Genomic DNA, 23,956 nt, shown 5'->3' on the forward strand with positions numbered 1-23,956 from the left:
CGTCGCGGACCGAGTGCGTTCTCACCAAACATGCCGCAAGTGCCTGAACAAAAGACATTTTCCGCAAAGGACGCAAAGGACGCAAAGTAGAGCGATTCCAAGTTGTCAGCCGGTTGTGTCGCCAGAGATAGCCACTCAGCCGACCATCCTTTGAATTCTTCGCGTCCTTAGCGTCCTTTGCGGACAAAAAATGCCCCCCCCCGAGATCGCCTTCAGTTTGATGCGCGAATAAGCGCGCCGACCGGGGCGACCGGGACTTCCGCAGAATGCCAACAACCAACAAGCAACAACCAGCAACCAACAATCAACAACCAACAATCAACAACCAACAACCAACAACCAACAACCCGCCATTCCCCCCGCGTTTAGCCCAAATCTGCTATGAATCGCGGCCTGTGTTCTTCATGCATCAGGAGCCCCCGAAATGACTCGTTTCGCTCTCGCCATCCTGGCTTTCGGCTTTGCCGTCAGCGCCAGCGCCCAAACCGCCAATCCGCGCGTCACCTTCAAGACCAATCAGGGTGACTTCGTGATCGAGCTGGATGCGGCCAAGGCCCCCAAGACGGTCGAGAACTTCGTGCAGTACGTCAAGGCCGGTCAGTACGATGGCACCATCTTCCATCGTGTGATCGACAATTTCATGGTTCAGGGCGGCGGCTACACCACCGAACTCGCGCCCAAGGGTGGTCTGCGGGCGCCGATCCAGAACGAGGCCGACAACGGCTTGTCGAACGTGCGTGGCTCGGTGGCGATGGCCCGCACCATGGATCCGCATTCGGCTACCGCGCAGTTCTTCATCAACGTCAATGACAACAAGGCGCTGGACCACGTCTCCAAGGCCGATGGCCGCACCTGGGGCTACGCGGTGTTCGGCAAGGTCGTGTCGGGCATGGACGTGATCGACAAGATCAAGGTGCTGCCGACCAGCGCCTTCTCGGCCGAGTTCCAGAATCTGCCGCGTCCCTATGTGGTGGTCGAGAAGGCCACGCTGGAAGAAGCGGCGCCGGCTGCCAAAGCGGCGGGCCAGTAACGCCGGGTATGGGCGCGATCTACTTCGCGTCCGACCTGCATCTGACCGCGGTCGAAGACCCGATCTTCGACCGCTTCAGCGCCTTTTGCCGCCGTGTGGCGGTCGATGGTCAGGCGCTGTATCTGCTGGGCGATGTGTTCGAGGCCTATCTGGGTGACGATGACGACGATCCGCTGGTCGCGGCGGTGGGCGTCCAGTTGCGGGCACTGGCTGATGCCGGCATCGCGCTCGGCTTCACCCACGGCAATCGCGATTTCCTGCTTGGTCAGGCCTTTTCGGCGCGTGCCGGGCTGCGCCTGCTGGACACGCAGGCGGTGATCGAGCTGGGATCGCGGCGGGCGCTGTTGCTGCACGGCGATACCCTGTGCACCGACGATGTGGAGTACCAGAGCATCCGGCGCCAGCTGCGTGATCGGCAATGGCAGGCGCAATTTCTGGCCCAGCCGTTGGCTGCGCGGCGCGCATTCGCGGCCCAGGCCCGCGCCCAGAGCAGTGCTCACACCGCCAGCGCGGCTGCCGAGATCATGGATGTGAATGCTGCGGCGGTCGCGGAGCTTTTCGAGCAATCCGGCGCCGAATGGATCATCCATGGCCACACCCATCGACCGGCGCTGCATCAACTGGAGGGCTCGCGGCGGCGCATCGTCCTTGGCGATTGGCCGCGAGCCGCGTCCTGGTTGCGGGTGGCTGAGGACGGGTCCGCCGAATTGTTTTTCGAAGGCTGGCGGGTGGTGGTCGACTAGGCGCGGAAAAGCCGCCGGGGAGCGCGCCAGGCGCGCACCCTGGCCTACGGGCGTTTGATCGGGCGCTTCCAGCCGCTGACGGTGCTCTGACGGGCGCGGGCGACGGTCAGCTCGCCGGCAGGCACGGGTTTGGTGATGACCGAGCCGGCACCGATGGTGGCGCCAGCACCAATGTTCAGCGGCGCCACCAGCGAGGAATTGGAGCCGACGAAGACGCCATCCTCGATTCGGGTTTCGAACTTGTTGATGCCGTCATAGTTGCAGGTGATCGTGCCGGCGCCGATATTGACCCCGGCGCCGATCTGGGCATCGCCCAGATAGCTCAGATGATTGGCTTTCGACCCAGGGCCCAGTCGGGTCTTCTTGGTTTCGACGAAGTTGCCGACATGGCTGCCGGCACCCAGTTCTGTGCCCGGACGCAGGCGCGCGTAGGGGCCAATGCGACAGGCGCCAAGGGTGACCACACCGTCCAGATCGCAGTGGCCCAGCACTTCGGTTCCGGCGGCCAGCTGGCAATCGCGCAGACGCACAAAGGGGCCGATGCTGACCCCGTCACCCAGCTCAACCTGGCCCTCGACGATGACATTGATGTCGAAGCTGACATCGCGCCCGACGTGTAGTTCGCCGCGAATATCCACGCGCGCCGGATCGGCCACCCGCAGGCCGGCCTGACACAGCGCGCGCAGCCGACGGTGCTGGTAATGCCGTTCCAGCTCGGCCAGCTGCCAGGGATCGTTGGCACCAAAGGCCTCATGCGCATTCGCGCAAGGCACTGCCAGCGCCGGCAGCCCGTCGGCGGCGGCCAGGGCGAAGACATCGGTCAGGTAGAACTCGCCCTGGGCATTGTCGGGTCGCACCCGCGCCAGCCATGCACGCAGCTCGTCAGCGCGTCCGGCCACCACGCCGGTGTTGACCACGCGCACCCGGCGCTGCTCAGGCGTGGCATCACGTTCTTCGACGATGCCTGTCACTCGACCGTTCTCATCGGTGAGCACGCGGCCGTAGCCGTGCGGGTCGGGGAGATAGGCGCTGAGCACGGCCAGACTGCTGGCGGCATCCGTCAGCGGTCTCAGGGTGTCGGCGGTGAGCAAGGGCACATCGCCATACAGCACCAGCACGCGGGCGTCGTCATCGATGTCGCCGAGCGCCAGCGACACGGCATGCCCGGTGCCGCGCTGCTCGGCCTGCAGTACCCAGGCAAGATCGCTGGCGTCGGCGTAGGCAGCCTTCAGCTGCTCACCGCGGTGGCCGTAGACCACATGGATGCGTTGCGGCGCCAGCGCGCGGGCTGAGGCCAGCACGTGATCGAGCATGGGCCGGCCGGCCAGTGGCAACAGCACCTTGGGCAGATTCGAGCGCATGCGCTTGCCCTCGCCGGCGGCAAGGACGATCACATGCAGAGCAGGACTGGTAGGCATGACGGGGCTGATTCGTGAAGGCTCCCGAAGAGACTAGCGAAATCGACGGGGACTGGGCAGGGCAGCTGCGTTCGGCCGGCGCCGGCTGCCGCTTTGGAGGGCGCCGCGCCGCGGCGCCGCTCGCCACAACTTCGCGTCATTGCGAGGAGCGCAGCGACGAAGCAATCCAGGGTAGCGCCGCACATCCCTGGATTGCTTCCCCCGGATTAAGTCCGGGGTCGCAATGACGCCGGGGGGTTCAGGGCCCGTGGGCAGTTTCAGGCCGGAACAGGTGGCTCGCAACGACGTATCACCGACTGTGATGCCGGTTCACGAAGAGACCTGAGCCTTGCCGTCGACGACCTCGAAACGAAAACGCATGTCGAAACGAAAGGGGCGGGTCTCCTCGCCGACCACCGATTCGCTGTCGCCCTCACCGTCACCGTCCAGATCCGGGCCCTCAGCCCAGTGGACGACGCGGAAGGGCTCGAAGCGCCATTGCATCACCGCGGCATGCACGGCGTCGAAGAAGGGCTGGTAGCCCGGGACCTGGTCATCCGAATCCGGCAGAGGCATCACCCGCGCCACGCTGCCATCGGCGTTGACGACAATGCGTACGCTGACCGTGTGTGGCGCCAGTCCGGCCGTCAGCAGCGCCGCCGGATAGATGGGCATGGCGTTGCCCGGCAATTGCTCCGGCGCTTCGAAGACCTCACGCTCGGGTGCTTCGGTGGGCGGCGATGCCGGATCAAGCAGCACTTCACCGACTACCCGTGCCTGGCTCGTCGGCGCTGGTGCCACTTGCGGCGGGACACTGCTGCAGGCGCCGAGCAGCAGCAGCGTCAGCGTCAACAGGCGATTCCGGTCGCGCCGGGCCTCACGAGACCTATCGTAAGTCACTGATCAATAGCCATTTGTCCGCCAAGGACGCAAAGGGCGCAAAGGAAAACCGCTATCGAAGTTGGAACTGGAATCCGGGGGTGATCCACCATTGCAGCCGCTGCCTTCTTGGCGTCCTTTGCGTCCTTGGCGGACAGAAAGTCGGTGTCGCCGCCGTATGGGCCAGGCCTCTACCGCAAGTACCCGCCCTGCGCTCACGCCGCCAGTTGCCAGCTATCGCCGGCCAGCCACTGCGCGGTGTAATCGTATTGGGCCTGGGCACTGTCAAAGCGCACGACTTCGCGCCGGAAGGATTCGCCATCGGCGCGGGTTTTCGCGTACCAGCCGAGATGCTTGCGGGCGATGCGGGTGCCCTGATGCTCGCCGTAGAAGGCGTACAGTGCCTGCAGATGGCCGAGCATGATGGTGGCGATTTCACGGTCGCCAGGTGCCGGCAGATGTACGCCAGTGGCCAGAAAATGCGCGATTTCCCGGAAGATCCAGGGGCGTCCCTGCGCTGCGCGGCCGACCAGCACGCCGTCACAGCCGGTCAGGCGCAGTACCTCACGGGCCTTCTCCGGACTGTCGACATCGCCATTGGCCAGCACCGGTATCGACAGCCGCGACTTGATCTCGGCGATGGTCTGGTACTCGGCTTCGCCCTCGTACATCTGCTCGCGGGTACGCCCGTGCACGGCCAGTGCGGCTATGCCGGCGCTCTGCGCGATCTGCGCAATGACCGGGCCGTTCTTCACCGCCTGACACCAGCCGGTACGGATCTTCAGCGTGACCGGGACTGGCACCGCGGCGACCACGGCTTCGAGGATGCGGGCTACCAGTGCCTCGTCGCGCATCAGCGCCGAACCGGCATCGACCTTGCAGACCTTCTTGGCCGGGCAGCCCATGTTGATGTCGATGATGTCGGCGCCATGATCGACGTTGAAACGAGCGGCGTCAGCCAGTTGCTGCGGATCGTAGCCGGCGATCTGCACGCTGATCGGCGCCGGTTCACCGACATGGTCCATGCGCCAGCGGCTCTTCGGTGTGTCCCACAGCCGCGCATCCGAAGTGGTCATCTCGGACACCGCCAGACCCGCCCCCAGGCGCTTGCACAGCTGCCGGAAGGGCTTGTCGGTGACCCCGGCCATGGGCGCGAGGATCACGGGCGGGTCGATCAGATGAGGGCCGATGTGCATGGGGGGATGCTAGCGTGGTTGTCGGTTGTCGGTTGTCGGTTGTCAGTCAGTGAAGCCGTCCCCTGTGGGAGCGGCTTCAGCCGCGATCAAGGTTTCCCGGGGCCCGGTCGCGGATGAATCCGCTCCCACAGGGGGCGGGTCTGTCTTTACTTCAGCGCAGCCACGATGGCCGCCGTCATCGCTTCCGTCCCCAGCGCCGTTCCGCCTGCGGCGATGTCGGCGGTGCGCAGCCCTGCGCTCAGCACCGAGGCCACGGCCTTTTCGATCGCTGCCGCTTCGGCTTCCAGTTTCAGGCTCCAGCGCAGCATCATCGCCACGCTGAGGATGGTGCCGATGGGATTGGCCTTGTCCTGACCGGCGATGTCCGGGGCGCTGCCGTGGATGGGCTCGTACAGGCCGGGTCCGCCATCGCCCAGCGAAGCCGAGGGCAACAAACCCAGCGACCCGGCCAGCAGCGCGGCCTCGTCGGTGAGGATGTCGCCAAACAGGTTCTCGGTGACGATCACATCGTAGGCTGACGGTTTGGCGATCAGATGCATGGCCATCGAATCGACCAGCTGATGTTCGAGCGCGATCTCCGGAAATTCCTCGGCCAGCACGCGCGTGGTGACCTGGCGCCACAGGCGCGAGGTTTCCAGCACATTGGCCTTGTCGACCTGGGTCAGGCGCTTGCTGCGCTGGCCGGCCAGCCGCGCCGCCAGGCGCACCACGCGTTCGATTTCCTGCACGCTGTAGCTGCAGCCGTCGAAGGCGACATCGCCGTCGCGGCGCTTCTCGCCAAAATAGATGCCGCCGGTCAGCTCACGCACCACCAGCAGATTCACGCCGATCAGTCGATCCGATTTGACTGGCGCCAGATCCATCAGGTCGGGGTGCACGGTGACCGGGCGCAGATTGGCGAACAGGCCGAGTTCGCGACGCAGTCTCAGCAGGCCCTGTTCGGGACGCACCGGCGCATTCGGATCACTCCACTTCGGACCCCCGACGGCGCCCAGCAGGATGGCGTCGGCCGATCGACACCGGGCCAGCGATTCATCCGGCAGCGGATTGCCGGTGGCATCGATGGCGGCGCCGCCGATCAGCGCGTCGTGGTAGTCGAAGCTGTGCTCGAAGCGGGTGGCGATCTGGTTCAGGACAGCCAGGCCGGCGGCGACCACTTCAGGGCCGATGCCGTCGCCGGGGAGCAGGGTGATGTTTGCGTGCATGGGGTCTTGTCGGTCTTGATGGTGAGGTAGGTCAGGTTGGCCTTGCAGGAGCGACCTCGTGTCGCGACCAGGTTCGATGTGCCTCGGGAACCGGTCGCGCCGCAAGGGCGCTCCTGCGAAGAGCCGGCTTTCGCGGTGGTCGCGATCGCGACCTTACTGCCTGGCTTCGAACTGGCTGATCGCCGCGTCCTGCGCGAGGATATAGCCGAGCTGATCGACGCCCATCATCAGGCAGCGGCGCGCGAAGGCATCGAGTTCGAACTCAGCCTGCCAGCCATCCGGGCCCTGGATGCGCAGGGTCTCCAGATCGATGCTCAGCGCGATGCCGGGGCGGGCCAGCAGCTCGGCGTGGCGCTCGGGGGCGATGACGATGGCCACCAGTCCGTTCTTCAGCGCGTTGGAGCGGAAGATGTCGGCAATCTCGCTGGAAATCACGGCCTTGAAGCCGTAATCGAGCAGCGCCCAGGGCGCATGCTCGCGCGAGGAGCCGCAGGCAAAATTGCGGCCGGCCACGAGGATGGCGTGCTGGCGCGCATCCGGCTGGTTGAGCAGGCTGTCGGTGCGCTCACTGCCATCGCTGTGGTATCGCCAGTCGTAGAACACCGCGCGGCCCAGACCCGTGCGCTCGGTGGTGGTCAGAAAGCGCGCCGGGATGATCTGGTCGGTGTCGATGTTCTCTTGCGGCAATACCAGCGTGGTCGATTGGATTTGGGTGATTGGTCGCATGCTAGACCCTCGTAAAGAGCGGTTTTTTGTCCGCAAAGGGCGCCAAGGACGCAAAGTAGAGCATCAAGATCCGACTGAGATCGAAAGTCGGCATCCCGACAACTTGATTCACTTTTGCTTCTCTTGGCGTCCTTTGCGTCCTTTGCGGAAAAATGTTCTTTCGCCTCTACGCCAGCGCCCGCGGATCGGCGATGGCGCCGGCGATGGCGCTGGCGGCGGCCGTGGCCGGGCTCGCCAGTACCGTGCGTGCGCCCTTGCCCTGGCGGCCTTCGAAATTGCGGTTACTGGTGCTGACCGCGGTCTGCCCGGGGCCGACCAGATCGCCGTTCATGGCGATGCACATCGAGCAGCCGGGCTGGCGCCATTCGGCACCGGCGGCGACGAAGATCTGGTCCAGGCCTTCGGCTTCGGCGTCGCGCTTGACCGCATCGGAGCCCGGCACCACCAGCATGCGCACGCGCGGATGCACCTTGCGCCCGCGCAGCACGGCGGCGGTGGTGCGCAGATCCGACAAGCGCCCATTGGTGCACGAACCCACGAACACCACGTCGATGGGATGGCCGATCAAGGCTTCGCCGGCCTCGAATCCCATGTAGGCGCGAGCCTTGCTGAGCTGGGCATCGCTACCGGCCGGCACCGACTCGTCGATGGCCGCGCCCATGCCCGGATGCGTGCCCCAGGTGATGGTGGGCTTGATGTCGGCGGCGTCGATGCGCACAACGCGATCGAAGCGTGCACCTTCATCCGTCACCAGAGTGCTCCAGCGCGCGACCGCGGCGTCGAAATCCGCACCCTGCGGTGTCATCGGCCGTCCGCGCAGATAGTCGAAGGTGGTCTGATCGGGGGCCACCATGCCGCAGCGGGCACCGGCCTCGATCGACATATTGCACAAGGTCATGCGGCCTTCCATATCCAGACCGCGAATCGCGCTGCCGCGGTACTCGATGGCATAGCCGGTACCGCCCTCGACCCCGATCTCGCGGATGATGTGCAGGATCACGTCCTTGGCACTGATGCCCGCTGCCAGTGTGCCTTCGACCTCTATGGCCATGGACCTGGGCTTGCGCTGCAGCAGGCACTGGCTGGCCAGCACATAGCCGACCTCGCTGGTGCCGATGCCGAAGGCGATGGCGCCGAATGCCCCATGCGTGCTGGTATGGCTGTCGCCGCAGACGATGGTCATGCCCGGCTGGGTGGCGCCGAGTTCCGGCCCGATCACGTGAACGATGCCACGCTGACCGGAGTCGAAGTCCAGCAGTTTCACGCCGAATTCGGCGGCATTGCGACGCAGGGTTTCCACCTGCGAACGGGCCTCGGCGGTGTAGTAGGGCAGCTCACCGTTGGCGTCTGCCGGCAACGTCGGTGTCGAATGATCCAGCGTCGCCAGCGTGCGATCGGTGCGCCGCACCGGCAATCCGCGCGAGCGCAGCTCGGTGAAGGCCTGCGGCGAAGTCACCTCGTGCACCAGATGCAGATCCACATACAGCACCGCCGGCGCCTCAGGCGTCTCGGCGACCACCACATGCGCGTCCCAGAGTTTGTCGAAGAGGGTGCGTGGTGTCACTGGCGGGTCTCCGTAAATGCCGAAAGAGCCATTCTTGTCCGCAAAGGACGCAAAGGACGCAAAGGACGCGAAGACAGCAAAGGCAGCGCAGAGATATTCATGAGCAGCTCGCTACCCGAGCGCGGCGGCAAGGCCTGCGAAAACTTCACAGTGGACGAAGGATCAACGATGAATTTGCTCTTCTTCGCGTCCTTTGCGTCCTTTGCGGACAAATGCTCCTGAATCGAGCCCCTCATACCCCCGCCACCTCTTCAACACTGGCCGCCGCCGCGCGGGCGCGGGCCTTGAGCAATCGGTTGGCGACGTCGAGCCAGGCCAGGGCGCTGGATTCGAGGATGTCGGTGCTGGTGCCGCGGCCGATGTGTTCCTTGCCGTCCCACTCGGCTTCGACCGTGGCTTGGCCCATGGCGTCACTGCCGTAGGAAATGCTGCGGATATGGAAGCTGCGCAACACGATTTCGGCGCCGATGGCGCGGGCCAGGGCGCGGAACAGGGCGTCGACCGGGCCGTCGCCGACGGCAGCTTCGCAGACTTCGCCACCATCCGGCGTGCTCAGGCGCACGCTGGCGGTCGGCATGCGCGACTCACCGGTGGCGCTCTGGATCGACAGGCTCAGCAGCTGGTAGCTGGAGGCATTGCCGCCGGTGACCGCCAGTACCAGGGCTTCGAGGTCAGCGTCGTAGATTTCTTTCTTCTTGTCGGCCAGGGCCTTGAAGGAGGCAAAGACCTTGTCGGTCTCGGCTTCGTCCAGGCTGTAGCCCATGCGTGTCAGCCGGTCCTTCAGCGCATGGCGGCCACTGTGCTTGCCCAGCACCAGTTCCGATTTGGTGATGCCCACATCCTCGGGATGCATGATCTCGTAGGTAGCGCGGTGCTTGAGCATGCCGTGCTGATGGATGCCGGCCTCATGGGCAAAGGCGTTCTCGCCGATGATGGCCTTGTTGCGCTGCACTTCCTGGCCGGTGATGCTCTGCAGCAGCCGCGAGGTGGGATAGAGCTTCTGCGTGTTGATGCCGGTGCTCAGGCCGTAGCGTTCCTGGCGGGTGCGCAGCACCATGACCAGTTCTTCCAGCGCGGCGTTGCCGGCGCGTTCGCCGATGCCGTTGATGGTGCATTCCACCTGCCGCGCGCCGCCTTCCAGCGCCGCCAGCGAGTTGGCCACGGCCAGACCCAGATCGTTATGGCAGTGGCAGCTGAAGATCACGCTGTCGGCGCCGACCACCTCGCGCTTCAGGCGTGCGAACAGCTCGCGGACTTCGGTCGGCGTGCTGTAGCCGACGGTATCGGGCACATTCACGGTGCGGGCACCGGCGGCGATCACGGCGCTGAAGATCTCGATCAGATACTCGGGCTCGGTGCGGATCGCATCCTCGGCCGAGAACTCGACGTCATCAACGTAACGTTTGGCCAATTCGACGGCAGCGACGGCCGATTCCAGCACCTGAGCCTTGTCCATGTTCAGCTTGTGCAGCCGGTGCAGCGGGCTGGTCGAGATAAAGGTGTGGATGCGCGGGCGTTCGGCATGCTCGACCGCGCGGGCGCAAGCCTCGATATCGCCACGGGTGGCGCGGGCCAGGCCGGCAATGGAGGCGCCGCGCACTTCGCGGGCAATGCCGGCCACTGCCGAGAAATCATCCGGACTGGCGGAAGGGAAGCCGGCCTCGATCACGTCCACGCCGAGCTCAGCCAGAGCATGCGCCAGGCGGCGCTTGCCGCGCGGATTCATCGAAAATCCGGGCGCCTGCTCGCCATCACGCAGGCTGGTGTCAAAGACGATGACGCGATTGGGGTCTATAGCTGTCATGTGCTTCTCCAGTGCCAATAAAGCAAAAGCCCCGCCCTCATGACGAGGTGCGGGGCTTTCAGGTTTGTCGCTTCCTGTTGCCTGAGGGCTCTAGCCCCGTTGGCAGCCGCACACCTCGCGTGAGCGCAGTAGAAGTCGAAGCGCCAGTAGCGCTGCGGCTGCGTTCATGTTGCGGTGCGGCAAGAATGTCATGGACGCGAGAGTGCATGCGCCGGGCTGGAGCTGTCAACCCTGATGGCGAGCTGAATCGGGGCAAGGCGCGTGCAGGCGAGGCGTCGCTGGGATCGCCGAGTGCAACTCGGCGATCCGGACGGGCGTCCTGCCTTCTGGCACTGCGATCGGCGGGGCCGCGCTCGTACAATCGCGCGCCCAGCGTTTCTTCCCTGCACATGTCTCCAGCAAATCCTGCCCGCGCGCGCCTCGGTCTCGCCCTGATGCTGTCTTGCGCCGGTGCCCTGGCGGCGCCGCCCGAGATCAAGATCGACGGTCATCTGGACGACGCCGCCTGGGCTGGCGCGCAGGTGTTTCGCGATTTTGTGGTGGTGGAGCCCTACACACTGACTCAACCTTCCTACGAAACGGAAGCGCTGTTGCTGTCCACGCCGGCCGGCATCGTCATCGGTTTCCGCTGCAGGCAGCCCGAGGGCGTGCCGCGGTTACGCGCACGCACGCCGCGGGACGCGGACATTCCAGGGGATCGGGTCAATGTCTTCATTGATTTCAATGCCGACGGCGAAACCGGGTACAACTTCACCATCGCCCTGTCCGGCTCGACCCAGGACGCCACCATCACCAACGAGAACAACTTCAGTCCGGACTGGGATGGCGACTGGAAACACCGGGTGGCCGAGACTGACGAGGGCTGGAGCGCCGAATTCCTGCTGCCGTGGACGGTGGCGCCGATGCGCGACAGTTCGGCGCCGCGACGCACGATCGCAATCATGTTCGATCGCGTGCTCGGCAGCACCAAGGAACGCAGTGGTTATCCGGCGGCCAGTTTCAGGCGGCCGCGCTTCATCTCCGAATTCGCCAAGGTGGGCATAGACCAGTATCAGGCATCGGTCTTCCATGTCTTCCCTTATGCCACGGCGAGTCGTGACTTCGTCGATACGCGCAACGAGGTCAAGGGCGGTGCCGATCTGTACTGGAAGCCCTCCGGCGATCTGCAGCTCACGGCGGCGCTGAATCCGGATTTTGGCCAGGTCGAGGCTGACGAATTGGTGGTGAATTTCGACGCTATCGAGACCTTTTTCTCGGATCGCCGGCCCTTCTTCACCGAGAACCAGAGTCTGTTCGATGTGCGCAGCACCGACGGTGGGCAGCTGATCTACACGCGCCGTATCGGTGGGCCTCGTGACGACAACTCGGGGCTGGCGGCTGACATCGATGTGGCGCTGAAGCTCAATGGCTCCGCGCTGGGCTTCAACTACGGCGTGCTGGCGGCCCAGGAAAGCGATTACGCCGACGATCTGGGCAGTCTGTTCCTGGCACAGCGGCTGTTGCGCCCGGGCGATCAGTTCAGCATCGGCTATCTAGGCACTTATGCCGATCGGCCCTTTCTGACCCGAGAATCCAGCGTGCACGCCATCGATGCCAGCTGGCGACCGGATCCTCGATGGACCGTCGCCGGTCAGGTCATCGTCAGCCAGATTGATCTGCCGGGCGTCAATCAAAGTGGAAGCGGCGCGTGGGCGCGTGTCGACTTCGCCGCCGATGCTGCCACTCGGCAGCAACTGGAGCTGACCCACTTTGATCGGCAGCTGGATTTCAACGACGTCGGTTTTCAGCGCCGCCCAAGTCTCAATGAGGCGCGCTGGTTGTGGGAAAGGCAGCAGCAGGTGGAAGACCCGGAGTCCAGCCTGCGCGGCAGACTGCAGCGCGCGCGCGTCACCAATCGGCACAACGATTCCGGGGACAATCTGCAATCGACTCTCTCGCTCGACTACATCCTGCAGTTCCGAAACGGCGGCGAGTTTCTGGCCAATGCCTATCTCCAGAGTGCCGGTTTCGACGATCTGATATCCCGCGGCAACGGTCTGGTGCGACTGCCCGCGCGCCAGCAGTACTACGCCGAGTACAGTGCGCCCCGAGTGGGTCGCTGGCAGCTGTATCTGTCCGGGCGCAGTTTTCAGGAGAGCCAGGGTGGATACGGCCTCGAGGCCGGAGGCCAGCTCAGCTTCTTTGCCAGCAACACGCTGACGGCGCAGATCAGCGGCTACGCATTGGATAGCAAGGACTGGTTGCTGTGGGAGTCCGACAGCCTGTTCGGCCTGTATCAGCGCCAGCAGGTCAGCAGCGCTCTGAATCTGGACTGGTTCCCCGCGGCGCAGCACGAACTCCGGCTGAAACTGCAGTGGCTGGCGATCGCCGCCCAGGATCCGCGCGCGGCCCGAATCGGCGCTAGCGGTCAGCTGCGGGCCTCCAACGACGCGCTCTCCGATTTTTCGGTCAACAACTTCGGCGTGCAGATCCGCTACCGCTGGGAATTCGCGCCACAGTCCGACCTGTATGTGGTCTACGGACGCGGAGGCTTCATCGAAGAACAGGGTGATCGCAATCTGGGAGATCTGCTCGATGACGCCTTTTCCCTGCGAGATGCCGACCAGTTGCTGGTCAAGCTGCGGCGGCGGTTCTGAAGAGGCGGGAAAAGGGGAAACGGAAAAAGGGGAAAGGGAAGGGCGTGGAGCGCCGCCGCAAGGGTGATGCTTGCGCCCTGTGGGAGCGGGCTCTGCCCGCGAAAGAGGCTGCGGTGTGCCGTAGAGCCTGATCGCGGCTGAAGCCGCTCCCACAGGGGTGTCCGGACTGCGCGGCTTTAGCGGCCCGCCTTGCCGCGCGCACTCAGATAGCCGCGACCGCGTTCCATCAGGGCCACGAAGCCGATCTCGTCGCCTTCCTCGATGCAGCGCGTGAGTTCCTCCACCGAGCGCTTGAGCGCGCCCAGGGCCTCGCCGCGATGCGCGTTCAGGCTCTGGATCTCGTAGTACAGGCGGGGATTCTCGTTGGCCACACCCATGGCTATCTTCAGCTGATTGTCGAAGGTCGTACTCGACATCTGCGCCAGTTTCGGCGCGGCTTCGCCCGAATTGGCCAACGCGCTGAAGAAGGCGATGTTCAGTGCATGGCTCAGGCCGAGTACGTAGGCGATCAGATGATCGTGATCGGCCAGGGGCATCTCCACCGCCTGGGCCATGGTTTCGGTAAACAGCGCGCGCGCGTCCTTGACCACTTCGGGCGCGCCGACCGGCATGAAGATGACGTGGCGATCCGACAGCAACTCGGTGTCCGGACCGAACATCGGATGCACCGAGCACACCCGCAGTCCGGCAGCGGCGCAGGCTTTCAGGCCTTCGGTCAGCGGCGTCTTCAGCGAGCCGATGTCGAAGATGAGGCCTGCGGGCTTGCGCTCGGCCAGACCCAGCAGTACCTCGTTGCTGCGGCGCAAAGGCGCGGCGACCACGATGAGGTCGTGATCCAGCGCACCGTCCTTCCAGTCCGGCCGCGACAGCGCACCCACGGGTGCACCACTGGGATCGGCGACTTCGACATCGAAACCCTGCGCCGCCAGAAAACGCACAAACCAGCGACCCATGCGGCCATTGCCGCCAATGATCAGTGCCCGGCGTCCGCCGCCTTGCCCGGCCAGGCGCACGCGATCCTGCTCCTGCGTGGTCAGTGAGGATTCGATCAGCAGTTTCAGCACCTGCTCGGCGATATCTGGATCGAGGCCGACCTTCTGCGCCCGACCACGCACGTGTGCCAGCACTTCGCGCTCGCGCTGGAAATCGCGCAGCTGCTTGCCCTGAGCATGTTTCCAGCGCCCGATCTCGGCCACCAGTGCCTGGCGTTTGGCGATCGCGGCAATCAGGTCGGCATCGACGCTGTCGAGTTCAGCACGGAGTTCGGAGAGGGGGCGCATGGGGGGTAGGGAAAGGGAAAAGGGAAAAGGGAAAAGGGAAAAGGGAAAAGGGAAAAGGGAAAAGGAAGAGCTAGCGCTAGCGCGAGGTTAGAGTGAAGGTGGTGCCGTGTGCAATCAACCCAGAGCGGGAAGATGGCAAAGCGCGCTGGGATCGCCGAGTTGTACTCGGCGCTTTGGCCTCATACGGAGGCCTGATGACACGGCGCACAGGCGATGAACGCGACGCGAGCTGCTTTCGCAGGTCCAGACTTGCTTGGACCTGTGAAAATCTCGATTCGAAAGGGATATCGGAGCAGGCTCAAAGGCGCCGAGTGCAACTCGGCGATCCCAGCAAGCGCCGAGTGCATCTCGGCGATCCCGGCGGTCGATCGCAATCAGGCGCCGGTCTGCTCTTCCCTTTCCTTTCTCCCTTTCCCTTTTTCCAGCCCTAACCGGCGATGTACTGCGTCAGCTGCTGAATCTCGGCGTCCTGCTCCTGGATGATGGCGCGGACGATATCGCCGATGGACAGCACGCCCATGACCTTGTCGCCTTCAACGACGGGCAGGTGGCGGATGCGCCGACTGTGCATCAGGCGCATGCATTCGCGCACATTGTTGGAGGGTTTGACCGTGACCAGCGGCGTCGGGGTCATGATGGCCGAGACTGGGGTGTCCTTGGATGAGCGCCCCAGCAGGATGACCTTTCGTGCGTAGTCACGCTCGCTGAGGATGCCGAGCAGCTGCTCGCCCTCCATGACCAACAAGGCGCCGACGCTCTTTTCCGCCATCAGGCGGATGCCGTCGATCACCGGGTCCGAAGGCTTCAGGCTGTAGATATCCGAGCCCTTTTCGGCAAGCAGCTGGCTGACCGGTGTCATCGGATGCCTCCTTCGCGCGCTTCGGTGCCTCCATTATTTTCACGTTGCGGGCAAAGGTGCAAACGATTTGGCGCGGCCGAGCATCGATGTCATCGCCCGCGTGCGGCTGCGGGCAGCTCGGCGGGTTTGCTCCGCCGGATCCGGCAGGCCGTGACTATGGCGTCCCGGGTGCGGATGAGCTCGGATTTCCGGATTCGCCCGCAATCTCCACCCAATCGGCTCGATGCGCGTCCGGGAAGTACTGCTCGCGCAGACGCTGGGCCTCACTCTCGGCGCGTTCGCGTTCGGCGCCATCAAGGCTGCCGCGCAGGCGCTCGATCAGGGCAGTGGCTGCGCTGCGTTGCAGGTCCGGGCAGACGCGTTCGCACAGCTGGGCGTAGCGGTAGGCGGCTTGGGCATCATTGCCGGCCAGCTGGCGCAGCGGTGGCGGGGGAAACCCGTCGGCGAGCATCGCCCGCATGCCGGGCGGAATGGATTTTCCTTCCTGGGGGCGCAGCGGCGGCGGAATCCACTCGGGGTCGAAGGCTTCCATCAGCTGGGCCACGGCCTGGGCGCTGTGCAGTGCCATGGCCTGGGTGAGGAAGGACAGGGCGCGTTCACGATAGCGTTCGATACGGTCGCCCTGTTCGATGGCCCGCTCAAGCTTGATCGCAGGGCTGACCGAGAACAGGATCAGGCCCTCCAGCTCGCCCATCAGCGCAGCGCGCCATTGCGCTTCGAAGCGCAGTTGGTCATCCGGATCGGTGAAGCCCGCACACTGTAGCTCGTGCTTGGCCATCAGCTCGGCGGCGCCTTCCGTCATTTTTTCGAGCTGCGATTTCTCACCATCCTTGTTGTTGAAGAGGATGGCGACCGAACCTTCCTGGGCCTCGGGGTTCTGTGCGGCCTCACTCAACCCCAGCGCCATGTCCAGGCCTTGTCGCCCCTTGCGATACAAGTCGCACTGTTCTGTCTGCCGCAGCAGACGCAGGGTCGCCTCGCGCGAACCGCTGCGCATCAGTTCGGTCAGCTGTGCCGCGCTCTGCGTCAGCGGTAGCGATTCGGGCGGCAGGGTGGGCGTCGCGCTCATGGTCGCGGTATTCGGGACGTCCGCCACAAAGGACGCGCGGGCGCCGGCTTCGGTGGTCGGCTTGTCGTCCGTGCTCCGGGTGCCCGTTCCAGCCGTGGCCGGGGTTTCCGGAGTTCCTGCTGTACTCTGTCCAGCGTCGATCTTTGCCGCAGCTGGCGGGCCCTGCAGTCGCGACACCGCGTATCCGCCAAGGCCAGCCAGCAGAACCAATCCCAGAATCACGCCTGCTCGCATCGTGCTCACCCTCTGCTCAGTCGGGGCGTGAGCATAGGGCGCGCCAGATGCAAATGCTACTGAACGTAAATCCGCGGATGGTCAGCCGTAACGCTGCTGCAGATAGGCAAAGGCCGCGCGCAGGCCCTGGCAATCTCCGCCCGCAGGTCGGCCGGGCTTGCCTTCGCTCCAGCAGTAGGTATCGAGGTGTGCCCAGGGGATGCTGTCGGGCACAAAGCGCTTCAAGTAAAGCGCCGCTGTGATGGCCCCGCCCATGCGCGAGCTGCCGGAATTGTTCATGTCGGCAATCTTGCTGTCGATCAGGCTGTAATAGTCCTCCCACAGCGGCATGGCCCAGAGCGGATCGCCGACCTCGCGGCCAGCGGCGATCAGATCCAGCGACAGCTCGTCGCGGTTGGCGAACAGCGCCGGCAGATCCGGGCCCAGCGCGATGCGGGCAGCACCGGTCAGCGTGGCGAAATCCAGGATCAGCTCGGGCTGGCTTTCGCCGGCATAGGTCAGCGCGTCACAGAGCACGACCCGGCCTTCGGCGTCGGTATTGCCGATCTCCACCGACAGACCGGCGCGGGTGGCGATGACTTCGCCGGGTCGGTAGGCATCCGGTCCCACCGCGTTCTCGACCGCGCCGACCAGCAGTTGCAGGCAGACTGGCAGGCGCGCCTGCATGATCAACTGCGCCAATTGAATGGCCACGGCGGCCCCGCCCATGTCCTTTTTCATGGCGGCCATGCCATCGGCCGACTTGAGGTCCAGCCCGCCGGTGTCGAAACACACGCCCTTGCCGACAATGGCGATGCGCGGTGCCTTCGGGTCACCCCAGAGCAGCTCGATCAGACGCGGCGCACGGTGACTGGCGCGGCCAACGGCGTGGATCGCCGGAAAATTCTCGACCAGCAGTTGTTCGCCGACGACTGCCCGGAAATCGGCCTGGTGGCGGCTGGACAGCTCGGCGACGTACTGCTGCATCTGCTCCGGGCCCAGATCCTCGGTCGGCGTGTTGACCAGATCGCGGGCGCCGTGCGCTGCAGCCGCAATCCGTTCCAGTTCGACGCGGGCGTCGTCGTTCTGAACCAGCAGCTGGGCGGGCGCACGCGCGGCTCGCGGCCGGTAGCGCAGGAACTGATAGGCACCGAGGGCGAAGCCGAGCGCCAGACGCAGCCGGGTGCCCGCGGGCAGTTCGGGATCGAGCGCATAGGCCTGAGGTGGCAGACTCAGTGCGGCATTGCCCAGGGTCCAGATGTCCTCCTGCGCACGGGCACCGACAACGGCGCGCACGACCTTGCCGGCCGCGTCGAAACACAGGGCCTGGGTGTAGCGCTTGCCTTCGAAGCGCTGCGCCGTCAGCTGAGCTTGCGTCGCGCTGTCCTGCGCTGCGAACCAGGCTGAGAAGTCGGCTTCGAACACCACTGTCAGAGGCGTGGCCTGTGGCGCATCGGCAAGCAGGATCGGATCGGTGGACAAAGGCGGACTCCAGTATTGGCGTAGCGCGGATTCTACAGGCTGGATCCACGAGTCAGCCGTGATTCGATTCGGATCAGAACTCGCCCCAGAGGGCTGCCCAGCAAGCCCCAGCCGATGGCCATGCCGACGAGGTTGGCGCCCAGATCCGCCAGTTCGGCGGTGCGGGGCGGCAGCATCGATTGCAGCAACTCGATGGTGACGCCATAGGCGATCAATGCAGCGATCACCAGCAGCCTGCGACGCACTGCCGTGCCCGCCAGTTGCCCGAAGTACAGGGTGAGTACGATGTAGGCCAGCGCATGATTGAGCTTGTCGCCGCTGGGGATGTCCAGATCCGGGCCACGGATGGGCAGCAGCGACAAGGCTGTGATCAGGGCGATCAGCAAGAATCCCAGGGACCACCAGAGTGTGCGCATTTTCATTCTGGAAAAAGGAAAAAGGAAAAAGGAAAAGGGGAGAGCCGGCAGCCGGCAGCCAGGCTCGGCATTGCCGTTTGCACTCGGCGCTCTTGATTCTTGCTCTATACCGGGTCAGGAGGTGTTGGTGGCAGCGCTTTGGTGGCTCTGTGGTGGCATTGGCGAGACCAGAGTGGTCGTGCGATGCCGGCAAAGGCGCCGACTGCAAACGGCGATCCGGCCATTCAGTCAGAGCCGCAGGCAGGCTGGTCATGTTCGTCATTGCGAGCAGGCTGTTTCGGGCCGAAACAGGTGGCTCTCCGTGAACCCATATCGTAGGTCGTTGATGCGTCATTGCGAGGAGCACAGAGACGAAGCAATCCAGGGTATCGCGGCACGCCCCTGGATTGCTTCGCTACGATCTCCATGAACCGCATTCCAGCGCCGGGCACCGGGGGTATCGGGTCGCTGTTGTGGAGGGCGCCGCGCTGCGGCGCCGCTTTGCGCTGAGCGGAGATCAAGAGCGGCCGCGCAGGCGCGCGTCCCTCCTCAAGGCCGCTTCGTACCTGCCAGGGTTCATGGCCCGTGCGCAGTGTCGGGCCGATACAGGTGGCTTTCCATGAACCCATATCGCAAATTGTTGATTTGATTTGTTCATTTGAGCGCCCTTGCGGCGCGACCGCTGCTTCGGAAGTGCGGCTTGGCGGTCGCGACGCGAGGTCGCTCCTACAGGCGAGTTTGTGGTTCATGGCCGGTGCGCAGTGTCGGGCCGAGACAGCTGGCTCGCAACGACGCCGATACGGCCTCGGCCCCGTGCTTTTCCTTTTTCCTTTTTCCTTTTCCCCTTTCCCCTTTCCCCTTTCCCTTTTCCCGCTCCTAGAGCATCTGCCGCTGACCCATGCCGCGCAGTCCCTCAGGCAACAGCGCCGGGTCAAGCCCTCGCCCCAGCAGCATCAGCTTGAAGCGTTCGCCCATCTCGCCGGGCAGCATCAGGCGCTTGATTTCGCCTGCCAGGCGCAGCCGTTGGCGGTCGTCCAGTTCGGCCAGATGGGCGTAGATCTGCTCGATGCCGGCACCGATCAGGAAGCCGGACTGGTTGTCATAGCCCAGCAGCGCCAATCCGGCGCCGTGACCGGCTTCTGCCAATGCGGTGAAATCGACCGAGGCGGTGATGTCGTTGAGGCCCGGATACCAATAGGGATCATCGTGCACGCGCTGGCGGTAGTGGCAGATCAAGGTGCCGCGGCTGCGCTGGGGATGGTAGTACTCGCGGCGACCGTAGCCGTAGTCGGCCAGCAGCACCAGGCCGCTGCGCAGGCAGGCGCTGACGCTGGCCAGCCAGGGGCTCAGTTCCGGCACCAGTTCGCTCTGGTAGCCGATGGCCAGCGGCGCATCCAGCTCGCGCTGCAAGTGTTCGAAAGCAACGGCGAGGCTGGCCGGCGGTGCTGCCAGGCAATCCTGGAAACGGCCGTCCTTGAGCTGCACGCAGACTTCGCGCAGGCCATCCGCGCCGACTTCGAAGCGGGCGCAGGCCAGCGCGTCGACGACTTCGTTGCCGATGATGGCGCCGTCGAAGGCGGATTCCGGCGGGCAGTCGAGCCAGCTGACCCGGTCCACGACGCCCGGCGTCTGCTCGGCCAGACGCTGTTGCTGGCGCTGCCGCAGATCGGCGCTGCGTTCCAGGATCAGATAGCGATCGGGCAGGGCACGCCGACGTGACAGAGCACCGAGCAGATCGGCGGCCAGCGCGCCACTGCCGGCGCCCAGCTCCAGGATCGTGGGCTGGGCCTGGGTGCGCAGCAGCGGCGCCAGCGTCTCGGCGATGACCTCGGCCATGACGCCACCGAGTTCGGGCGCGGTGACGAAGTCACCGGCGGCACCGAATTTGTGGGCACCGGCGGCGTAATAGCCCAGCCCCGGCGCGTACAGAGCCAGTTCCATGTAGCGCTGGAAGGGCATGGGGCCGAGGTGCTCGATCTCGTCAGCGATAAGCGCGCACAGCTGCGCCGACACCGCCTTGGCGTCGGCATCAGGCTCGGGCAGGTCCAGGCTGTGCATGGAATCGGTCGTTCCGGGGGTTCGGCCCCGGAGGATACGGCGCCGCGCAGGGCTGCGCGACACGCGACGGCGGCTCGCCTTGATCCCCCGTGGCAAGCATGAGACGCGCGATCAGCGGGTCAGTTGCTGGAGTTCGGCGCTGCCGGTCTCGATCCCCTGGGCGCTCTCGGCAGCCAGTCGCCAGGCCAGCAGGGCGCGATCGGGTTCGGAGCGAGCCTCGGCCAGGCGCGCAGCTTCGATCAGGGCAATGGGCCTGGGTTTCAGGCTCAGCGACAGCCGCAGGTACTCCTGGGCCTTGCCGAAGATCTGCTCGATCCGGCACCAGCGAGCCAGCGCCAGCAACAGCCCGGGGCTCTGCGCGTATTTCGCCAGCATCTTCTCGGCACGCTTGATCCGCGGCGAGGCTTGTTCGACCGGGGCCTGGGCGTACAACTCGGCCAGTTCCTCCGACCATTCCTTGGTCAGCGCTGCCTCGATCGCCACCGCCGCCAGATCGCGGCTGCCCAGACGGGATTCGGCCTGGATCAACGCGGCCAGCACCGTGCGGTCGCGCCGCTCCTGCTTGCCGAAGCGTTGCCACAGGGCATCGAGCGCCTCGCGATCAGGTGCGCGCTCCAGAGCCTGCGCCAGTACCCGACGCTCCAGCAAGGCAAATTCGCGATCGCCGATCTGGCGCGCCTCGGCCAGCCGCTGCAGCGGCGCCAAGGCCTCCTCGGCGCGGCCGCGGGCCAGCAGTCCTTCGACCAGCGTGCGCAGCACCAGCGGCGGCGCATCGGACTGGGCGGCGCGGCTGACCACCGCCTCGAAAGCGGATTCGTCGCCGCGCTCGGCACGCCAGGCGTCGGCCAGCAGCGGCGCAATCTGGCGCCCGCGCTCCAGTTCCGAGGCATTGCGCAGGATGTCGTCAACCAGGCCGGTCTCGCCGCGTCGATGGGCGACTTCGGCGGCACTCAGCAGGGCACTCAGCCGTTGCAGCGGCTCGGTACTGGCGGCCAGCAAGGAGCGCTGGGCATCGTGCAGCTTGCCTTCAAAGGCCAGCACCAGTCCCTGATCCAGTCGGGCCGTGGCCCGGGCACGCCGGCGCCAGCCAAAACGCCGCGGCCAGCGCACCACCATCGTGTAGAGCGCGAGTGCCAACAGCCCCAGCAGAAGCACCGCCACACCCAGAAAGACCACGGTGGTTTCCACTTCCCAGCCGTGGAAACGCAGATAGACCATGCCGGCATCGCGGCGCAGGTAAAAGCCGGCGACAGCCGCCACCAGCGCCAGCGCCAGAAAGATGCCCAGACGCAGTATCCATCTCACGGCTCAGGCGTCCTGCATGCCGGCGTCGGCGTCGTCAGGCACGGCGTCGTCGCCGGAGCCTGACTCGGTTCCGACTTCTGTGGCAGTACCGTCACCTGCGTCCAGATCCGAATCGAGCGTGGCATCGCCCGAGCTGGCCGGTGCTTCTGCCCGCGGCGGGATGGCTGACTCGTCCACCGCGGCCGCCGGCACGTCCGAACTGGCATCGGAAGCGTCATTGCTGGCCGGCTGAGCCTGATCCGCCGCCGGGCGCAGATTGACGCCGCGCAGTCGAGCCAGTTCGCGGCGAGACTCGCCGAGCGTCGGCAGACTGGGTGACAGCGGGGCTGCCAGCAACTCGCCAAGAACGACCAGCGCCTGGGCGACTGCCTGATCGGTCAGATCGAAGTTAGCCTGCAGATCGGATCGAGCCGCGGCCAAGGCATTGCGCGTGGCCTCGCCTTCGCCGCGCAGCAACAGCAGACGGGCGCGACTGAAGTCCAGCTGCAGACGCTCGCGCAGCAGTGGGCCGCCGCCTGCGCGTTCGCCCGGATCGGTGCGACGCACGCGGAAATAGTGATCAAGCGCACTCAAGGCCCGGTTCCACCAGCCACCGGAGCTCTCGCCAGCAGCCGTCGCGGGCGACGGCGCGTCACGGCCCTTGAGCGGCCAGGAATTGGTCTGCGCAGCCAGCCGATCAATGCGCCCGAGTATCACCGGGACATCGGCGATGGCGATGGCCGCCAGGGCATCGCGCTCCAGTGCCAGGGTCTGGCGTACCGAGGTGGCCCGAGGATCGCTGACCTGCGACAGCTGATCATCGGCCAGTTCGAAACTGGTGCGGGCACCCATGACATCACCGAACAGGCGCAGGCGCTCCTCGCCCAGACGCAGCAGGAAATCGGCTTCCGCCAGACGCACGGCATCCATGCCCGGCGCCGCGCCGCGCTCGGTGGCGGCGAGCCCATCTTCCAGCAGACCCACCCGCTGGGTGAGGCCCAGTACCTGCTGGCGCAAGGCCCGATTGACGCTGGCAGCGTCGTCCAGACTGCGCTGCAGGGCGGCGATATTGCTGGCCATCGCCGGCGACAGGGTTGGTGCCGGTTCGCTCAGGGGTATCGGCGACACGCTGGGGGTGCCAAAGCCCGGTGCCAGCCGGTACCAGCCATAACCCAGTGCCGCCAGCACCAGCAGCAACAAGATCAGCCATCGGACGCCCGAGCCCTTCCTGAGGGCCGCGGCCTGCGGCGCTTGTGCGCTGGCGGCGTCAGGCGATCGGGACACCGCTTCTGAGGATGAATCGACAGTATCGGCCATGGTTAAGAATTCGTTTTCAGCCATGGTAGCGGATCGTTACCATGGGCGCACTCTAGCGGGTCAGGCCTCGGCTCGCCATGCGATCCAATGCGGCCAGCAAGGCCTGATTGCTGGCGCCCGCGGCGACCTCAACCTGGGGATAGCCGCGTTGCCGCGCCAGCTCGGCAATGCGTGGGCTGGCCACGATCAGCGGTCGTGCCCGAAGTTCGGATAGTCCCGCCTTCATCAATACCCGGTCGAGTTCCGCCAGCAGCGCGCCGCTGGTGGCGGTCAACACCAGGCGCTCCGGGCTGCGCTGCAACTGCTGCAGCACCCGCGCTGGCGGCCGTAACGGAATTCGTCGATAAATGAAGATGACCCGGACATCAGCGCCGCGTTCGCTCAGGGTTGTCGCCAGCTGGTCGCGGCCTCCCGGGGCAGCCCACAGCACGATGCGCTCGCCGCGGACCGACTGCAATGAGGGCAGCCCGAGCAGGCCCTCGCTGTCTTCCGCACCGGTGGGCGCCACTTCGCAGGCGTGTCCACGATCGCGCAGTGCGGCGGCGGTGGCCGATCCGACCGCCAGTCGCAGCCTGGCGGCGCGCACTGCCGGAGCGGCACGGGCGCAGGCCGCGGCCACGGCAGCACGGCTGACGAAGATCTGGATGCCGGCACCGCCGGCCCAGGCCAGATCGGCGTCCAGTGCCTTGGCGGGTGCTGCCGCGCGGGTGAACTGCAGAGGTGCCCGCAGCACCTCAAAGCCGGCCGCGTGCAACTCCCTCGTCGCCAGTCGGGACTCGCGACGCGGCCGGGTCAGCAGGATCAGTGCCTTGCCCACGG

General features: G+C 65.5%; 19 protein-coding genes. 3 read left to right on the top strand and 16 right to left on the bottom strand.

Features of this window, described 5'->3' with window-relative positions:
• Positions 1-424: 424 nt before the first annotated feature.
• Positions 425-1,030, top strand: a complete 606-nt coding sequence (locus H7A19_01650) for a peptidyl-prolyl cis-trans isomerase (GenBank protein ID MCP5473526.1) — start codon at positions 425-427, stop codon at positions 1,028-1,030.
• Positions 1,031-1,038: 8 nt separating this feature from the next.
• A complete protein-coding gene (locus H7A19_01655) occupies positions 1,039-1,773 on the top strand; it encodes a UDP-2,3-diacylglucosamine diphosphatase (GenBank protein ID MCP5473527.1) in 735 nt (244 codons plus the stop codon).
• Positions 1,774-1,817: 44 nt separating this feature from the next.
• Here the strand turns inward: H7A19_01655 and glmU are convergent, their stop codons facing one another.
• From glmU to H7A19_01690, 7 genes are all read right to left on the bottom strand, one after another.
• The gene (glmU, locus tag H7A19_01660) at positions 1,818-3,191 is read right to left on the bottom strand and encodes a bifunctional UDP-N-acetylglucosamine diphosphorylase/glucosamine-1-phosphate N-acetyltransferase GlmU (protein ID MCP5473528.1); all 1,374 of its coding nucleotides are present in this window, start codon (positions 3,189-3,191) and stop codon (positions 1,818-1,820) included.
• Positions 3,192-3,500: 309 nt separating this feature from the next.
• A complete protein-coding gene (locus H7A19_01665) occupies positions 3,501-4,022 on the bottom strand; it encodes a hypothetical protein (protein MCP5473529.1) in 522 nt (173 codons plus the stop codon).
• 242 nt (positions 4,023-4,264) lie between these two features.
• Positions 4,265-5,245 (bottom strand): tRNA dihydrouridine synthase DusB, encoded by a 981-nt coding sequence (gene dusB, locus H7A19_01670; GenBank protein MCP5473530.1) that lies wholly within the window; start codon positions 5,243-5,245, stop codon positions 4,265-4,267.
• A 146-nt stretch (positions 5,246-5,391) separates the two neighbouring features.
• Positions 5,392-6,450, bottom strand: coding sequence for a 3-isopropylmalate dehydrogenase (gene leuB, locus H7A19_01675; GenBank protein MCP5473531.1), 1,059 nt, complete (start codon positions 6,448-6,450; stop codon positions 5,392-5,394).
• A 153-nt stretch (positions 6,451-6,603) separates the two neighbouring features.
• Positions 6,604-7,176 carry a 3-isopropylmalate dehydratase small subunit gene (gene leuD, locus H7A19_01680; GenBank protein MCP5473532.1) on the bottom strand — a complete coding sequence of 191 codons (573 nt, stop codon included), beginning with the start codon at positions 7,174-7,176 and terminating at the stop codon, positions 6,604-6,606.
• 166 nt (positions 7,177-7,342) lie between these two features.
• Positions 7,343-8,740: a 3-isopropylmalate dehydratase large subunit gene (gene leuC / locus H7A19_01685; protein ID MCP5473533.1), complete on the bottom strand. Its 1,398-nt coding sequence runs from the start codon at positions 8,738-8,740 to the stop codon at positions 7,343-7,345.
• A gap of 232 nt (positions 8,741-8,972) precedes the next feature.
• A complete protein-coding gene (locus tag H7A19_01690) occupies positions 8,973-10,544 on the bottom strand; it encodes a 2-isopropylmalate synthase (protein ID MCP5473534.1) in 1,572 nt (523 codons plus the stop codon).
• 434 nt (positions 10,545-10,978) lie between these two features.
• Here H7A19_01690 and H7A19_01695 point away from each other — a divergent pair, with 434 nt between their 5' ends.
• On the top strand, positions 10,979-13,180 hold the full coding sequence (locus H7A19_01695; protein ID MCP5473535.1) for a hypothetical protein: 2,202 nt from the start codon (positions 10,979-10,981) through the stop codon (positions 13,178-13,180).
• 176 nt (positions 13,181-13,356) lie between these two features.
• Here H7A19_01695 and H7A19_01700 read toward each other — a convergent pair whose 3' ends face one another.
• The 9 genes from H7A19_01700 to H7A19_01740 form a co-directional block, all read right to left on the bottom strand.
• Positions 13,357-14,460: a prephenate dehydrogenase/arogenate dehydrogenase family protein gene (locus tag H7A19_01700; protein ID MCP5473536.1), complete on the bottom strand. Its 1,104-nt coding sequence runs from the start codon at positions 14,458-14,460 to the stop codon at positions 13,357-13,359.
• A gap of 427 nt (positions 14,461-14,887) precedes the next feature.
• The gene (locus tag H7A19_01705; protein ID MCP5473537.1) at positions 14,888-15,319 is read right to left on the bottom strand and encodes a CBS domain-containing protein; all 432 of its coding nucleotides are present in this window, start codon (positions 15,317-15,319) and stop codon (positions 14,888-14,890) included.
• A gap of 154 nt (positions 15,320-15,473) precedes the next feature.
• Positions 15,474-16,631, bottom strand: coding sequence for a hypothetical protein (locus H7A19_01710; GenBank protein ID MCP5473538.1), 1,158 nt, complete (start codon positions 16,629-16,631; stop codon positions 15,474-15,476).
• Positions 16,632-16,703: 72 nt separating this feature from the next.
• Entirely contained in the window at positions 16,704-18,068 is a 1,365-nt protein-coding gene (locus tag H7A19_01715) for a leucyl aminopeptidase family protein (protein ID MCP5473539.1), read from the bottom strand.
• A gap of 47 nt (positions 18,069-18,115) precedes the next feature.
• Positions 18,116-18,499, bottom strand: coding sequence for a VanZ family protein (vanZ, locus tag H7A19_01720; protein ID MCP5473540.1), 384 nt, complete (start codon positions 18,497-18,499; stop codon positions 18,116-18,118).
• A gap of 855 nt (positions 18,500-19,354) precedes the next feature.
• Positions 19,355-20,536 (bottom strand): SAM-dependent methyltransferase, encoded by a 1,182-nt coding sequence (locus H7A19_01725; GenBank protein ID MCP5473541.1) that lies wholly within the window; start codon positions 20,534-20,536, stop codon positions 19,355-19,357.
• Positions 20,537-20,647: 111 nt separating this feature from the next.
• Positions 20,648-21,841: a hypothetical protein gene (locus H7A19_01730; GenBank protein ID MCP5473542.1), complete on the bottom strand. Its 1,194-nt coding sequence runs from the start codon at positions 21,839-21,841 to the stop codon at positions 20,648-20,650.
• 3 nt (positions 21,842-21,844) lie between these two features.
• Complete coding sequence (locus H7A19_01735) at positions 21,845-23,161, bottom strand: uroporphyrinogen-III C-methyltransferase (protein MCP5473543.1); 1,317 nt, start codon at positions 23,159-23,161, stop codon at positions 21,845-21,847.
• A gap of 28 nt (positions 23,162-23,189) precedes the next feature.
• Positions 23,190-23,954: a uroporphyrinogen-III synthase gene (locus H7A19_01740; protein ID MCP5473544.1), complete on the bottom strand. Its 765-nt coding sequence runs from the start codon at positions 23,952-23,954 to the stop codon at positions 23,190-23,192.
• Between the last annotated feature and the right edge of the window lie 2 nt (positions 23,955-23,956).

Source organism: Rhodanobacteraceae bacterium (assembly GCA_024234055.1).
In the GTDB taxonomy this organism is placed as follows: Bacteria; Pseudomonadota; Gammaproteobacteria; order Xanthomonadales; family SZUA-5; genus JADKFD01.